Origin of the sequence: Ruegeria sp. MALMAid1280, from assembly GCF_049195285.1 — a bacterium.
Taxonomy (GTDB): Bacteria; Pseudomonadota; Alphaproteobacteria; order Rhodobacterales; family Rhodobacteraceae; genus Ruegeria.
Genome location: NZ_JBMIRT010000060.1, coordinates 1 through 15,297 on the forward strand (window position 1 = coordinate 1; position 15,297 = coordinate 15,297).

Consider the following 15,297-nt stretch of genomic DNA (forward strand, 5'->3'; position numbering starts at 1 on the left):
GCAGGGCCGTCCAGTCGGTGAAGCTCTCGTAGCTCATCGCCTCAGCGCGCCCGGCGGCAAGATCGGCGAAATACCCACGCAGAGCCGCCCGTGCGATCGGGCTTTCGAGATTGTCCTCCTCGCGGAACATGCCTTGCGAGCCGGTCTCGCGCTGACCCTTGGTCAAGGCCCCTAGCTGGTCGAGGCGCTTGGCTATAGTCGAGGTGAAACGCTTTTCGCCATGCACATCTGAGGTGCAGACTCGGAAGAAGGGCGCGCTTACCTGGGCCGAGCGATGCGTACGGCCCAGCCCCTGGATGGCCGCATCGGCGCGCCAGCCGGGCTCCAGCAGGTAGTGCCGCCGCCGTTTCTGGTTCTTCGCGGTTTGCGCCGCATGATACGACCGGCCCGTACCGCCCGCATCGGAGAAGATCAGGATATCCTTTTCGCCGTCCATGAAGGCTTGGGTCTCGGACGAATTGCTGCTGGCGCTGCGCTTCTCGATGAAGAGATGACCATCCTCGGCCTTGAGGGGTCGGATGGACCGCCCCGTGACTTCTGCCACGGCCTCGTCGCCAAAGGCCCAGAGGATCTGATCGAGCGCCGAGGGGATCGGGGCGAGCGTCATCAACTCCATCATGGCCGCGTCGCGTAGGGCGAGCGCCTCGCGCGAGACGACCAGCGCGCCGGTCTCATCCCGCAAGGGTTCCGCGACCATGTTGCCGTCGATCTCCACGAGCTTTTGCGCATGAATCGGGAAGGCCTGTTCGAGGTATCCCAGAACATAGTCGCGCGGCGTCAAGGCACCCTCGACGAGTTCATCCTCCGGGTTCATCGCCTCAAGCCGGCGTTTCAGCAGGCTCTCACCCGTCGAGACCACCTGGATGACGCAAGCCTTGCCCGCTGCCAGATCGTCCTTGATCGCGCGGATAATGCTTGGAGCCTTCATGCCCATCAAGAGATGGTTGAAGAAGCGCTGTTTCGTGCTCTCGAAGCGGGACTTGGCCGAGGCGCGTGCGGCAGACGCATTGGTCTCGCCCGAGGCATCGTTGACGCCAGTCGCAGTCAGCGCCGCCTCGAGATTGTGGTGGATCGTGCGGAACGCGCCCGCGTATGCATCGTAGATCTTGATCTGGGCTGCGGTGAGCGCGTGCTCGAGCACGTCATATTCCACGCCGTCGAAGCTGAGGGCGCGGGCCGTATAGAGCCCGAGCGTCTTGAGATCGCGTGCGACCACCTCCATGGCGGCAACGCCGCCGGCTTCCATCGCCGAGACGAAACTCTCGCGGCTCGGGAAGGGGTATTCGGGGCCTTGTCCCCAGAGACCGAGACGCGCGGCATAGGCCAGGTTGTGCACGCTCGTGGCGCCCGTAGCCGAGATATAGAAGACGCGAGCGCGGGGTGCTGCCAGTTGCAGCCGCAGGCCAGCAAGGCCCTGCTGGGAGGGTTTGACCCCCCTGCCCTGCTCGGACCCTGCCGCGTTCTGCATGGCATGGGCCTCATCAAAAGCGAGGACGCCGTCGAAGTCTTCACCCATCCACTCGAGGATCTGGCTCAGTCGCGTGGTACCGCATTTACCCGCGGACCGCAGCGTGGCGTAGGTGACGAAGAGGATTCCGTCGCCCATCGGGACGGGCTGATCCGGTTTCCATTTGGAAAGTGGCTGAATGTCGGCAGGCGAGCCGCCGAGATCGGTCCAGTCGCGGATGGCGTCTTCAATTAGCGTGGCGGATTTGGAGACCCAGATCGCCTTTCTGCGCCCGGCCAGCCAGTTCACGAGAATGAGCCCCGCGCATTCGCGGCCCTTGCCACAACCGGTGCCGTCCCCGAGGAAATAGCCAAGTCGATAGGCCCGTGCATCGGGATCATCATCGGCGCGCGTCAGCTTGGTCTGGTCGTCATCGATCGCGAACCGACCCGGCAGGTCGCGCCCATGGGCGTCATGCGCCATGATGATGGTTTCCAGCTGCGCCTCGGAGAGATGTCCCTCCTCGATCAACCGTGCGGGCAGGCGCAAGTCATCACTGCCCGTGTTTGAGGGCATGGGCGGGGCAACCGAGGCCATGGCGATGCTCTCGACGAGCGGCGTGGGATGTTCTTGCGCACCCGCGATCTCGATCCGCTGCGGACGGTAGCGCGCATAGATGTCCGAGATGGGCGTGTTGTCGCGCGGGATATCGAGGCTCTTGAAAGTGAGCGGGACAACGGCATTGGCCCGAGATTTGGAGGCGGCGACAGGCGCAGCAGCGGTCTTGCGCGGGGCAGATGATGGAACGATCGGTCGCGCATGAGGGATCGCTTCAGCCCGTTGGACGGGGCGCATCTCGGGCCGGGTCGCGGCAACTGCGTCGACAAAAGGAAGGGCTTCATCCAAGTCCCGGACACTGGCGCGGATCATTTCGCCGTCCTCCTGCACCTTGTCGAAGACCATCAGCTGGGTTTCGACAGAGGTGCCGAGCTTGCGATAGACCTGTCCCGGCATCGTCAGCGCCAATCGCGGCGTCAGGAGACCGCAGGCGCGGGACCAATGCGCGGCATCGCGTTCGGGCGTGAACCCCTGCGGCATGATCGCCACAAGCCGCCCGCCGGGCGCGAGACGCTTTGCAGCCGCGATGAGATGCTTGGCGGCGATGTGCTTGTCTCGGGAGCGATCGACCGAGGAGGCGAAGGGCGGGTTCATCACCACGACCTCGGGTAGAACCGGCGTCTGCAGCAGATCATCGATATGCTCGCCGTCATGGCCTGTGACCTCGCCGCCGAAAACCGCGCGCAGGAGGCGCTGGCGAAAGGGGTCGATCTCGTTGAGCAGAAGCGTGGCACCGGCCCGGGCGGCGAAAGCAGCCAGGGCACCGGTGCCCGCCGAGGGCTCCAGAACGGTCTCGCCCTTGCGGATCGCCGCGGCCCGCAAAACCAGCGCCGCGAATGGCAGCGGCGTGGAAAACTGCTGTAGCCGGATCTGCTGCTCTGACCGGCGGGTTTCCGTCAGGAGCCGTGAGGCAAGTAGCCTTGCAGCGGCGGTGTCACCTGCCGCGCCGTTCCCACGCAGCAGCACCTGGACAGCCGCTGCCTGCATCATGTCATAGGCCATGCGCCAGTCCCAGGCGCCACCGGCATCGCTGCCATGAAACGTCTCGCGCATGATACGCGCGAGCGCTGAACTGCGCAGGGGCTGGTCATCGACCTCCGTGCCGATTTGCGCGAGGGCAGAGGCGAGATCGGCTTCGGAGATTGCGAGAGCCGGGTTGGCCGTTCTGGGTTTGGACATGGGGATTTTCCTTTGGATCAGGGTCTGAGTTCCAAAGGACAAAAAGCCCGCTTTCGCTTTTCAGGGTGACGTAGTCAGACCGCGCCGACCTCAAAGGCTTGGTCAGGACTTGGGTTCGACCTGCCGCTTCGCATCAATCAATGCCTGTGCGGCCTGCATCACCTGAACCTGAGATGTTCCCGAGCGTGCATCCTCCAGCGCGGCCTGCACCTGCGCGCAAAACCACGTGTCATAAGAATTCGCTTCAGCGGCCACGGAAATGCTCCTCGAGCCCGATATCCAGCAGCTTGCCGAGGTCATCGGGCATGTCTGCAACGCGCACAGCAATTGGGAAACGGTGCCCCGTCAGGTCAGGCGCGCATTGCTCCTCTAGACCGAGGTGCTGCCTATCCTTTTCCGTCTCATTCATTGTGCTTTCTCCGACCGCATTATCAGCCGATGCTACATCTTCGAGCGTGGCGTCGTAAATGATAATGCCAAAGGGTCATAGCAAGCTGGCCCACTTACCGATCGGGCACCGCTTCAAGGGATTTCTCGAACCGCTTGCCTGCCGCTGCAGCTTCTTTCAAGAGCGCGTCGAAATTGTCAGGTGGGTTGCCATCTTCCAGCATCCCTTTGAACGTCGCATAGGCATCCGTCTTGCTGCCATAGGCGCGCAGGGTCTTGTCGTCGTTCACCCATGCCACCACGATGACCTTCGCATCGCTGTTGAACCGGTAGAACAGCCGATACTGCTGGAAGAATTTCGCCCGGAACCAGTGCTTGCGGTGATCGCCGAGTGTGCCGCCTTGCCGGAAGGCGGCGGCACCCGGATCTGCAGGTATGGCCTCGGTGACCAGCTTGAAGATGGCGGCCAGCCGTTTCGTCGGGTTTTTCTTGTGCCAGGTCTTGGGATCGCGAGCCTTACGCGCCTCTACCTCCTCGACCAGCCCTTCGAGCTGGTCCAGAAAGAGTGGGTGCGCATAAATCGACCATCCATTCACGACAAGGGGCGCTTGGGCGGGCACGCTATCGCCGCTCATTCATCCTCGAGCGATAGCGGCGCATCGAGATCGACATCAACGTCTCCGACCAGTGCTGCAAGACGGTCATGCAAAGCCCCATCGAAAGCCCGAATGCGGTCCGGATGCGCCTTGATATCGGCCTCGACAAAATCAAGAAAGGCGCCGAGCGCAGGATCATCCTCGTCGCTGCGCACGGGCTCGATATAGACCCTGCCACTTGGCTCGGTGCAGTAACGAATCTGGTCGCCCTTGCCCAGCTTGAGCTGTTTGCGCACGCCCGCCGGCACGGTCGTCTGATAGCGATCCGTGAGTTTCGAGACATCTTGTACGAGCGCTGTCATGGCTGTCTCCTGAAAGAAAAGAGTCTTTGCTGCCCGCGATAGGTAATGCATTTGCATTGCCTTGTCAAGACAAGCCGCAGGATCTGCTGTCGCCGGCAGGTCGATGAACTGTCCGGCGCAGCACCTATTCTCGCCCCGCGAGATACTCCGCCAGCACAGGACTGGCCGCACCCTTCGCGGAACTGAGCAGCTCCGAACCCGCAAGCGAGGCCCTTGAGAGCCGCACGAGCCCGCCGGTTTCCTCGATGCGGTAGCAGCGGCGTTTTTGCCGCCCACGCCTGTAGTGCGTCGCGGTGACGATCTGGCAGGTGCTGCCATCGGTGAGCGTTACGGGCGTGGCGAGCCTGATCTTGTCGCCTTCCTCGTAGTCAGGGATCGAAGCCCAGTCCCGGCAGCGCTGGCGCCAGTCCTGGGCGTAGCTGTCCGGGTCTTTCAGGTCGGAGAGGAGCGCGATCAGCCCAAGGGGAGCACGAGACTCGTTCGGGCCAGCGCTTTCCTCCATGTCCTTGTAGCCCCAGCAGCCGTCATCGTATCGGGTGAGGAAGACAGCCCCGAAAGTGATGGAGCCATCCGCATCGGTCACATAGGTCGTGTCCTCGACCGGCGAGCCATCGATACTTGTGACCCTTGCCGCCGCATACCAGGTGGAGCCCACCTTGCAGGCCTTGATCAGTTCGGTTCTGCGCCTTTCGCCCTCGAAGGTGCAGAGCCGGGCGATTTCCGCTTTCTCATCCACGTAGGATTTGACGCGGCCGTCGGTGTAGAAGAGCCAACCCATCTCAGAGTCCTTTCTGTCACTGGGGAAATTGTTGTCGCCAATGTCCCGAGAGGGCCGCAGGCCCGGCAGGGTATTAGCGATGCGTGTTTGAGAATGGGCGCGTTACGCCACCCTCCGGTCATCGATTTCCATCAGGGCATCGAGCGGCACGCGGTAGGGCTGCATGGCGTCGAAATCCTCGCAATTGCCGCAGTTCTGCACGATCGCGCAGGTGTCGCAGGCATCCTTGAGGATGACCCGGAAGGTGCCGCCGATGCCCGAGGGCACTTCGTAGGTCCCGCCGATGAGATAGTCCGAAGCCCGGCGCACGAAGACGCGGATGCTGTGGCCGTCGGTGGCGAGCCGGATGGCCCCCCGCCCCCGGTCGATGAGCACCTGCACGTCATCCAGGATGTCGGTGTAGAACTGGCCGGTCAGATCGCGAAACGCCATGCGGCGCTGCGCCATCCAGTCGGTGTCCCGAAACGGGTTCATGCCTTCGGCGAAGGCGAAGGACGGATCGGCCTGTTCGGTGGTGACGATGCGGGTGGTCGTGCCATCGATGCCGTTTGAGCGCAGATGCACACCATTGCCGACGATGAGGATCAGGGCGGGCCTGTCCACGGGTCCGTTCCAGTTGGGCAGGAAGGTTTTGCAGGCGCGCGCATGGGCGATTTGCGCCGCGACAGCGGACGCAGAGAACTTGAGAATAGCCATGGGGATGTCTTTCTGTTCGGTTTGGAAGGGTCGACCCGCGCGGGTGGCATGATCCACGCGCGGGTCGCGTGAGGACTCAGGCCGCTTGCGGGACCTCGCTGTCAGGCTCCGGGGTTTCCGCAGCAGGCTCCGCCTCATCACAGGCGACACCGGCGGTCTGCATCATCGGCGGGCACCAGGCGGCCACGGCAGCGCGCTGCGCGTCCGTGAGTGTGGCGAAGGGCTCGGCGAAGAGCTTGTCGCAAAAGGCGACGATCTCCTTCTTGCTGGACGAGGCCAGCGTCACCGCCTCCTGGGCGAGACCCAGATCCTCGCCGAGGATCTTCAGGAGCCAGGCCTTCTTGAAGCGGTTGAAGAGCGCCGCATTCGGCGTCCAGTGGGCGCGAATGTCAGGCATGATCTCGATCTCGAACGCATGCATCAGGCTGTCGCGCTGGCGGTCCCGCGCGAAGCAGGACTGCGTGGTGCTGGCCGTGGCATAGGCCACGAGCTTGGCCTTCTCCCCTGCATTGAGCGCGCGAAACGCCGCGAACTGATCGGCGGGCGCGCGGGCGTCATCGAGCCAGCACAGATCAAGCGCATCATGCGCCGCCGCCACCTGCTCGAGCGAGGTCTCGTCGATCTCGTCCATCTTGGCATGGCTGCGGTATTCCTTGCGGGCATCGATCTTGATCGCCTGCGTGGCACTCATGCCGCTGGCCAGAACATCACTGACTAGCTTGAAGAGCGTCAGATCGAGCGTGGCCTCGGGATGCAGTGCCATCGCGGCCCCAAGCGCCATGGCCCGCTCGGTCTTGAGATCCTCGGCCAGTGAGGCCGGGTAGCTGATCTCGCCGGCGTCCGGGGCCTCCTCCCCGGTCGGGTTAGCCGAGGAGTCGCGCGCGCCTTCCTCTTTCACGGTGTCTTCCGGGCGGACGAGGCCCACATGGAGCGTGACCTTACCGGCCGACCACGACGCAATCACACCAGCGCGGGCGAGATCCTCGGCGCTGTAGGCCTCCTGCAGATCGCGGGCTTCGTCTTCCAGAGCGTCGACGCGGTCGTAAAGGGCATTGTAGGCATCGTCCTCGAGCCCCTCATCCTCCATCTCGAGCTGCAGTTTATCAAGCTCGGCGGTGATGTCCTCGATGCGCTTCTGGGCGGCCTCATCCGGCTCGATCGGGCCGGGATAGACGCGGCCGTAGTCGGCCATGGTCGCGTAATCATAGCGCACCATCGCATCGGCCCAGGCAAAGCCCTGCCTTATGCGGGCCTCCTCGGCGGCAGCCCCGAGCTTCTCGAGCAAGATGGTCTCGACCAGCGCCGCATCCTCGAGCACGGAATGTTCTTCCAGAAGATCGGCCGCGACAGCGCCGCCCCGCGCCTCGTAGTCCGCGCGCACGAAAGCCCCGATATCGTCACTGACCTGCACACCGCGGGATTTGAGCGCCTGTCGAACGGTGTAGGCCTGCAGATAGCCGCCGTCTTTCGTGAGCGCCTCATAGACCTCGCGCTGCGCCGCCTGGCTCGGGTGCTCGGCGAAGGCTTTCATCGTGTCGAGCGTGATCGTCTTGGCCCGTGCCGCGGTGCGGATGTCGGGGTGGATAAGGCCATAGCGCAACCGGCCTTTCACGGCGGCCACCGTGGTGCCGAAGGTCTTTGCGATCGTCTCGGGCGTCTGGCCGTCGACCTCCATCATCCGGGCGAAGGCCTCGAACTCGTCGATTGCGTTCATCGGCGCCTGGGTGATGTTTTCGGCAAGCGACAGCGCCGTCGTGACGTCACAGTCCTCCGGCACGAGGCGGCAGTCTACCTTGGTCTTCGCAGTGAACCCCTTGGTGGCCTTGTCCGCGACCAGCTCCTTCAGCGCGGCATGGCGTCGGCCGCCGGCGAGCACAGCGTATTTGCCGTCGAGCTTCTGGACGAGCAGCGGTTGGAGCAGACCCAGCACAGCGATGCTGGCCTTCAGATGCGCGATGTTCTCGGGGTCATAAGTTTCCGGCGAGTTGCTGCGCACATTGGCGGGATGCGGGATCAGATCGCCGATGGCGACGGTGAGGGGAGCAAAGCTTGTGGTCATGGGATATCCTTCCAGATGGGTGAGGTATGGCCCGCGTGTCTACGCGCGTGACCAATCCCCGGCTTCGGGGATCACAACGACAGAAGGCCCACTCTCCCTTTGAGGGGTGAGTGGGCCTTGAGTTTTCGGACCGGCACTTTGGGGTAGCCCCCTGCCCTACCAGTCGCGCGCCAACATGATGGTCAGCACGCGCATGGTGGTCGCGGGGTTGCCCGGGGTCTCGGCCCCGTAGCGGAAGTCGGAATCGGCCTCGTACAAATCCACTTTCCAGAACACGGTCTCACCCCGGATCTCGACCGCCCCGAAATCATGCCAACCCTCGGGATCATTCTCGGGCTCGAAGGTGGCAAACTCACCAGTGGCCTTCACCGCCTCGGCCATGAAGCCGTCACCGGCCTCCATGAGCGAGCGGGTGACGTGCATGCGGCCCTGGATGGGCTGCGCGGGCGGAACCCCGAGGCAGGCGAGCTTGCGGAATGCGTCGTTCTGCGCGGCGATCACACTTGGATCCGGGCAGTCTGTCTGGGGCTGTGCAGTGATGGTCATAGGGCTCTCCTTTGAGAAGTTGAAACACCCTTCCCAAAGCCCGCTTTTTCTTTTCCGCTTGGCGGATGAATCGAGGCCGAAGGCGCCCTACCCGAACAGCCCTTTGGGTCTGTAATTCGGGTTGGGGATGGTTTCGATCCAGCCGCCTTGGTCCGTGATGCTCTCGAGTGCCGCCGAGAGCGGGTAAGCGCCCTCGGACGGGCTCCACCAATAGGCACCGCGTTTGAAGGTGATGATCTTGCGGCGGCCGTCTTCGAAGCAGGCCACCCGCAGCGTCTTGGGTTCCTTGCGTGACATGCGAGTCTCCGTTCCCCGTGTGGTCAGGCGGCCTCGGCACTGCGACCTGCCCTGCCCACCTCCGATCTGGCGATCAGATAGTCGCAGGCGCGCTGCGCGTCCGCGGCGTGCTTGAAGATCGCACCCTTGTCCGACCGAAGAACGCGCAACCAGTTGTGGAGGTAGGCGGCATTCATCTCGAGCGTATGCGCCGTGAAGCCGAGCGTCTGACCCAGGAACACCGAGGTCAATTCCGCGACGATCTCCTCGCGCGCGTAAGAGGTGTTGCCAAACTTCGAGAACCCGAAATCACGGTTCAGTCGATGCCGGGCCTTCGTGGCATGGGCCAGCTCATGCGCCCAGACCCCGTAGAAATTGCGCGGGTCCTGGAACCGCGTGATGGATGGCATGTAGACCTTGTCCACGGGGGGCAAATAGTACGCCTCCGTGCCCGTGAAGACGGTCGTGATGTCGATGGCATCGAAAAACGCCTGCATGTGCGGGATGGGCTCGGACGGCGGATGCTCGGGCGCGGGCTCCGGGTCTGGGAAGAAGCTGTCGGGCAGGCCATCGATCTGGCAGGCATTGAACACGCGGTAGGATTTCTGGAAGCGGAAGATGCGGGCTTCCTCGGAGCGATCATCGCCATCGCTGCGGTCGTCCTCGCCGCCCGCGTCTTTCCGGCTTTGGCCGTAATAGACGACGACAGAGGATTTCTCGCCCTTGCGGACCTTTGCGTCCAACGCATTGGCCTGAGGCAGAGTCATCCAGAAGGGAGAGCTGTGGCCCGCCATCACGGTCCGCATCGTCAGCAGGAAGTTGTTCACCCCCTGGTAGGGTTCGCCGCCCACGCGCAGGGGGCGTGAGCTGCCGCCTGCGGTCCAGGGCTTGCGCCACGGCAGGACGCCGCGCTCGATGATGCGGATGATTTCGTTTGTGATGACCTCGGAGGCATCGAATTTGGGCGTGGGGGATCGGGCCATGGCTGGCCTCCTTTCGAGTGTTGATGAGAGGGAGTGGTGATCAGGTTGACTGACGGGGGCGTGGATCGTTGGCGATCCTGCCACCGAGGGCTTCGACCATGTCGATGGAGGCGGTCAGCGAGACGGACCTGCCAGGGCCGCAAGGTTCAGGGTCGATCGATCCGTCCCGCGCCACCCGCGGCAGGTTCGCGAAGGCGATGACATCGGTGACGGGTCGGATATCGATGAACTTGGTCCTTCGTGCGACTGCAAGAGTGGCCAAGGGAAAGCGCTCGATCGGCGCGAAGGTCGACACGGTGGTCCAACCAAGATGGATGAATGTCCCGCCCTCTCCGCAGATCACGTGCGCGTTTGGCAATAACGCCGCCTGCTTCAGATAGCCGAGATCACGCAGGACGGTCTGGCGTTCGAGCTGCAGTGCCTGGCCCGTCTGGCCGGTTCGGCGTAGTTCCTTGTGTCGCCACCACGAGGCAGCGGTCGCGCGTAACACGCGCAAGACACCTGTTTGCATCGGAATGCCCTTCATCAGGAAAGACAGACCGGAATCCGGCCCGGACCCATCTGAGGGACCCCAAAGGCCCTCATCCGTCAGTCACAAAACCCGAAGAACACTTTTACTTTTCGTGAACCAAACCCATGAAACACCCAACCTCCACCGAACTGTACTGGCACGACGGGATGAGAACTTCCACAGGGCCTATCGGCTAGACCTGTGGCGGTTTCTTCTTCACGAGATAGCCCAGACCGCTCAATCGGCCCGCAACTGCCAACTTCTTCGTAAAGCGTGCTGATCCTTTGGCTTCCCGTCGATGTAGCGGATCGGCATCCTGGAAAGGGAAGCCATTTCGATGAAGGCTATTATGGGCATGATTTCTCATCGCGAATACCAAAAACGCAATAACCTATTGTTATTAAATCGTTTTCCACCATCGGACGGATCAGATCATTCCGCAGCCAACATCAAAGCACTCTTTTGAAGAGTTCGGGTGTCATGAAATCAAGAGATTGAGTTGCAACCGCTGTTCTGCGATGTCCTCGTCGTCCAATACGACCAAATCAGCGGAACGCGGGACCGCTGGCAACCAGCTGCTGCGCTTGAGGAGCCGATTGCCTCGCTGGCCATGTCGCCATTATCGAAGTGACTGAGAAGTTACGGGGTCCCCTTCCCCGCGCGCGGGAGTTCGAGGATCGAGCCCTTGGTCAAACGGTTTTGGCAACCATCGATCGTCTGCTCCTTGTGCGCTACGGCCCGTAGCCACGATATCATGCAACAGACATCCACAACCTACCTCTCAGGTATTAGCACCGATGAAGGCCAAGCGAATATCCGAGGCCAGGACCCAAATCGCCGTCAGCAGGCGCCGGATAGCGTAGAGCCAGTTATTTAGGGTATTCATCATCAGATCTCAGACATCGAAAAGGACAGGGGCCGCGGAGGCGCGCAACGATCTGTATGTTCTTCGCTAGCCGCCTTGGCGCTACTAGCAGCGATGGTCACCAGCTGAGGTTTCACCATGGTGATCGGGATGCCCTCGTCATCAGATCTTCGCCGCGACGAAGGCGAAAGCCACTTTCACGATCTCAAATACCGCCATACCTCACCCCCCTAACTTTTCTTTCTCAGACACCGTTTGTGTGCCGAGAGCCTACTTAACAGCTGTTAAGTTATGCCATGCCAGCCGCACGCGATCGGAGTTTAACAGCTGTTAAGCCGCGTTCCGCCGGCCAATCAATGCCATGACCATTGGGCCACAGGAAAACTCGCCTGCCGCAGCTTTGGTAGTCAGAGCTCGCAAGTATCCACCAGGCGATCTTATGTCGGCGAAGCGTTCCAGCATCGCAGCAACGACGATCGACGCTTGCTCCGGACCCATGAACCGCTGTGCTTCTTCCCATGCAGACGCACTGATCCCCATGGCTGGCCGCACATGGCACGCCGCATCGAAAAGCTGATGCCAATGCCGGATCTCACCTTGGTAGAAGGTCTTAAGCGAGGGGCATGCCGCTATCACTAGGTGGAGCGGGATCTTTGGCAGATGTCTTGTGTCCTGTTCATCAACGTCAGCCACCGGCTCATTCGTATCCACATCTGGCACACCCGCCGCCACCCCGCTTTTTTCTAAAGCAGGTTCAAAATCTATAGATTCTTTATTTGAATTATGATGGTGACGCTCAGATTGGGCATCACTGGTGTTCATTTCTTCTGTTTCAGGGCCATCAATGATGTTGCGTGCCTGGTCAAGGAGAGCTTCAAGGTCGGCTCGATAGGCCGCGAGGTCCTCAACTGAAAGCTTGCGGCGAAGCGCGCGGGCCGTGAGGGCAGCCCTGTCGCGAAGCTGATCCCAGAAGCCTAGGCCTGGCTGCATCTCGTCTCCGAACTCGGCGAGGGCCGCGAGATCGCGGCGCATGAGGCTTACGACTTCTCTCAGGCGCCTGACGCGCTCCTCAGCCTCACGTACGGCCTCTGCGGCCCGTGCAATCTCCTCGGACTGACAGTAGAGCGGGGAAAGATCGAAGCCAAAGGCAACGCGGTCTTCGCCGTGCTTACGGACGTAGCGCTTCCCATTGGGGCTATCGCGCCGCTGGAGCAAGCCAGCCTCGACAAGTCGCGCGAGGTGACGACGCATCGTGGAGCAGGGCATACCATTCAGGCGCTCACAGATCGCCTTGTTCGAGGGGAAGACGACCATCTCGGCATTCCCGCCAAGCGCATCGTCCGGAAAGAAGCTGAGGAGCCCCTGCAAAACCGTCAGATCACGTTCCGAGACCCCAAAGGCCGCTTGCGCCTTGGAGAGCTCGCGCAGGAGTTCCCACTTGTTAACGGGTCTGGCTGGAACAGATGCCTCGGGTCGCTCAATGACGCGCAAATGGGCGTGCGAAATCGGCCGCATAAACGGCGAGATTGGTATGTACTCCATGAAAATGTCCACGAAGACAAAAATTCTAGGGCCCGCGAATCGCTTTGCGCTTGCGGGGTAGGGGCCAGAACGCTACATTCAGAAGTGCGAAAACTGAGATTTTGTAGCGGGCTGATCCCGGTGCGAAACCTTACAAAGGTCTCGTGAAGCTAGCTTCTCGGGGCCTTTTTCTTTTTGCCTGTATCGTGCCTCCTTCTTGTTGGTTGCTCTTCCTCAGTCTCCTGAACGCTTCCAGCGCTCATGAAGCTCGGTAATCAGCTTTGGGGCGTTGCCCTCCAACCAGCTGATAAAATCAGGTTCATCCGTAGTCAGATCAAGTTTGAGCTGCTTGCCTTGGCGGCCGGTCTTGACCGTCGCAGCTCCAACACCGGGGATGGCCAAAGCAGGCACACCCTTTCTAGACGGGCTTGCTTTCTTCTCTGCGCTCTTCGCAGCTGCCAGAACTGCGAGAAACGCACGCTCAGAAACCTCATCGACCGAGCCGGAACTTTCGGACTTGGCTGCGTGAGCTATGGCTAGCAGCTGGTCCCGATCACCGTCGTAGGCACCCAAAGCCTTTTTGAGCTCTTCCCATCTCGGGCGACCAATCCCAGGAGCTGCACCAATTGCCTGGATGAGATCCTCGCCGACCGTCCGAACGACACTCAAGAGCTGTGAAACCCCAGCTTCGTGGAGGTTAAGGACTTCGGCGACACCACGATTGGTGCGCTCAGCCCCTTCCAAATGGTCGCCGTCCAGAAGCGCCGTCGCAACAAGCGCACGTTCAATAAAGCTCAGATCACGACGCTCTTGGTTCTCGAGAAGCTGATCTCGAAGCGCTTGATCACCTTCAACCTCTGTGACGATGGCTCGAACTTTGATACCGAGTTCGCGACATGCTTCCAAGCGTCTGCGGCCATAGATCAGGTTGTAGCGATCGCCTTCCAGTGGGCGGACCAAGACAGGCACACGCTGACCGTTCTTGGAAATAGAGTTCTTCAGGCCCTCAACTTCAATCTGAAGCCTGTCATCCAACCGTCCTTCGGTAACAATCTGCGCTGGATCGATCTCAAAAACACCGCCACGCAGTCGGCGCCCTTCAAGAGCGTCAGGAGCGTTGCGAAGGGTCTGCAGCGGCAGGCCAAGTTTAGGCTTTCTTGCCATTCCGCCCCCATGTGTTCTGGATGATTTCAGCGATCTCATCGTTCACTGCGTTCATAGATTCGATCGCACGATCAAACGTCTGACGCGTGAAGTCCTTCTTGTCAGCTTCGTAGAGCGTTTGCTTGGTCAAGCCGGCATCAGAAATTGCGGTCGACTCAACCATGTGATTGGTCAGGACCGACCTCCCAAAGAGCCCGCGAATGAAGGCGATGACTTCGGTCTGTGGCGCGTCGCCGACTTTGTATCGCGTTGGCAAGAAGCGAAGCCAATCGAAGCGCAGATTTGCGCCTGCATCCCTGATTACTCCAAGGAGATCCGCAGTCATTCGCAGGAATTGGGACATCGACATAAGGTCAAGCATCTGCGGGTGAACCGTCACGAGCACACCCGAGGACGCGGAAAGTGCTGACATTGTCAAGAAACCAAGTTGCGGCGGACAGTCGATCACAACAACGTCGTAGTTCGCTTCAACACTATCGAGTGCGTCATGAACTCTCGCGAAGAACGCCTTCGCTCCGCCTCGCTGGATCGCAGCAGGCGTCTCGTGCTCGAACTCCATGAGTTCAAGGTTGCCCGGGATAAGATCAAGGCCGCGGATGTAGGTCTTGCGGATCACTTCGGCGATCGGAACCGGATCGTCATAGCGAACGGCATCATAGAGGGTTCCGCCCTCCATGAGGTCGAGTTCTGGCTGGATTCCGTGAAGAGCCGAAAGAGATGCTTGGGGGTCGAGATCGATCGCAAGAACCCTGTACCCCTTGAGCGCCAAGCGCTGAGCGAGGTGAGCAGACGTCGTCGTTTTGCCGGACCCGCCCTTGAAGTTCACCACTGAAATGACTTGAAGCTCGTCACCGTCGCGACGTCCAGGCACGTAAGTTCCAGACTTTTTTGCGTTTCCTTCAAGCGTCTGTCGGATTTCCCAGATATCGTCGAGCGTATAGCGGCGATGACTTCCAGCCGTCGTCTCGACGTCAACGATCTTTCCTTCTCGATGAAGCTTCCGAAGATAGGTATGGTCGACGCCAAGGAGCTCAGCAGCTTCGCCGCTGGTCAAAGTGCGCATCTCCTTCTTTGCATCTGGTGGGAAGTGTGCAGCGCGCTGAGCATGCAGGTTCGACGCGAGAAGTTCCGCGTAGTGCCCGATGGCGATATCTAGATCCTGTTCTGCTTCGCTCATGTCTGCCCCGATCCGTGGGCGCGTTTTTTATGTGACCGCGCGTTATTTTTCGAGACTATTGCCCGAGCAGCCAGATTCGTGCAAGCACTTTCTAGATTTAGTGGCAATCTGTTAGGCCAACACAAGTGTCGT

Annotated in this window: 15 protein-coding genes; all 15 read right to left on the bottom strand. The window is 61.0% G+C overall.

Annotated elements, in window-relative coordinates:
* A partial coding sequence (locus ACOQFT_RS22590) for a strawberry notch-like NTP hydrolase domain-containing protein (RefSeq protein ID WP_421600084.1) occupies positions 1-3,244 on the bottom strand: 3,244 nt, incomplete at its 3' end.
* 102 nt (positions 3,245-3,346) lie between these two features.
* Positions 3,347-3,499 (bottom strand): hypothetical protein, encoded by a 153-nt coding sequence (locus ACOQFT_RS22595; protein ID WP_043754116.1) that lies wholly within the window; start codon positions 3,497-3,499, stop codon positions 3,347-3,349.
* Positions 3,489-3,653: a hypothetical protein gene (locus ACOQFT_RS22600; RefSeq protein ID WP_009819683.1), complete on the bottom strand. Its 165-nt coding sequence runs from the start codon at positions 3,651-3,653 to the stop codon at positions 3,489-3,491. Before ACOQFT_RS22600 ends, ACOQFT_RS22595 begins: the two co-directional genes overlap by 11 nt.
* 94 nt (positions 3,654-3,747) lie before the next feature.
* Complete coding sequence (locus ACOQFT_RS22605) at positions 3,748-4,266, bottom strand: type II toxin-antitoxin system YhaV family toxin (RefSeq protein ID WP_024099306.1); 519 nt, start codon at positions 4,264-4,266, stop codon at positions 3,748-3,750.
* Entirely contained in the window at positions 4,263-4,589 is a 327-nt protein-coding gene (locus ACOQFT_RS22610) for a type II toxin-antitoxin system PrlF family antitoxin (RefSeq protein WP_421600085.1), read from the bottom strand. Before ACOQFT_RS22610 ends, ACOQFT_RS22605 begins: the two co-directional genes overlap by 4 nt.
* Positions 4,590-4,713: 124 nt before the next feature.
* A complete protein-coding gene (locus tag ACOQFT_RS22615; RefSeq protein ID WP_421600086.1) occupies positions 4,714-5,367 on the bottom strand; it encodes a DUF6927 domain-containing protein in 654 nt (217 codons plus the stop codon).
* A gap of 102 nt (positions 5,368-5,469) precedes the next feature.
* Positions 5,470-6,063 carry a regulator gene (locus ACOQFT_RS22620; RefSeq protein WP_421600087.1) on the bottom strand — a complete coding sequence of 198 codons (594 nt, stop codon included), beginning with the start codon at positions 6,061-6,063 and terminating at the stop codon, positions 5,470-5,472.
* 76 nt (positions 6,064-6,139) lie between these two features.
* Positions 6,140-8,122 (bottom strand): ParB N-terminal domain-containing protein, encoded by a 1,983-nt coding sequence (locus tag ACOQFT_RS22625; protein ID WP_421600088.1) that lies wholly within the window; start codon positions 8,120-8,122, stop codon positions 6,140-6,142.
* 156 nt (positions 8,123-8,278) lie between these two features.
* Positions 8,279-8,668, bottom strand: coding sequence for a DUF3768 domain-containing protein (locus ACOQFT_RS22630; protein ID WP_421600089.1), 390 nt, complete (start codon positions 8,666-8,668; stop codon positions 8,279-8,281).
* Between the two features lie 87 nt (positions 8,669-8,755).
* Entirely contained in the window at positions 8,756-8,965 is a 210-nt protein-coding gene (locus ACOQFT_RS22635) for a DUF6330 family protein (protein ID WP_421600090.1), read from the bottom strand.
* Positions 8,966-8,988: 23 nt separating this feature from the next.
* Positions 8,989-9,927: an ArdC family protein gene (locus tag ACOQFT_RS22640; protein ID WP_421600091.1), complete on the bottom strand. Its 939-nt coding sequence runs from the start codon at positions 9,925-9,927 to the stop codon at positions 8,989-8,991.
* Positions 9,928-9,967: 40 nt separating this feature from the next.
* A complete protein-coding gene (locus ACOQFT_RS22645) occupies positions 9,968-10,438 on the bottom strand; it encodes a hypothetical protein (protein WP_421600092.1) in 471 nt (156 codons plus the stop codon).
* 1,195 nt (positions 10,439-11,633) lie between these two features.
* Positions 11,634-12,845 (bottom strand): plasmid replication protein RepC, encoded by a 1,212-nt coding sequence (gene repC, locus ACOQFT_RS22650; RefSeq protein WP_421600115.1) that lies wholly within the window; start codon positions 12,843-12,845, stop codon positions 11,634-11,636.
* Positions 12,846-13,058: 213 nt separating this feature from the next.
* Positions 13,059-13,988 (bottom strand): plasmid partitioning protein RepB, encoded by a 930-nt coding sequence (gene repB / locus ACOQFT_RS22655; protein WP_058243483.1) that lies wholly within the window; start codon positions 13,986-13,988, stop codon positions 13,059-13,061.
* A complete protein-coding gene (gene repA, locus ACOQFT_RS22660; protein WP_090525069.1) occupies positions 13,972-15,165 on the bottom strand; it encodes a plasmid partitioning protein RepA in 1,194 nt (397 codons plus the stop codon). Before repA ends, repB begins: the two co-directional genes overlap by 17 nt.
* Positions 15,166-15,297 lie beyond the last annotated feature (132 nt).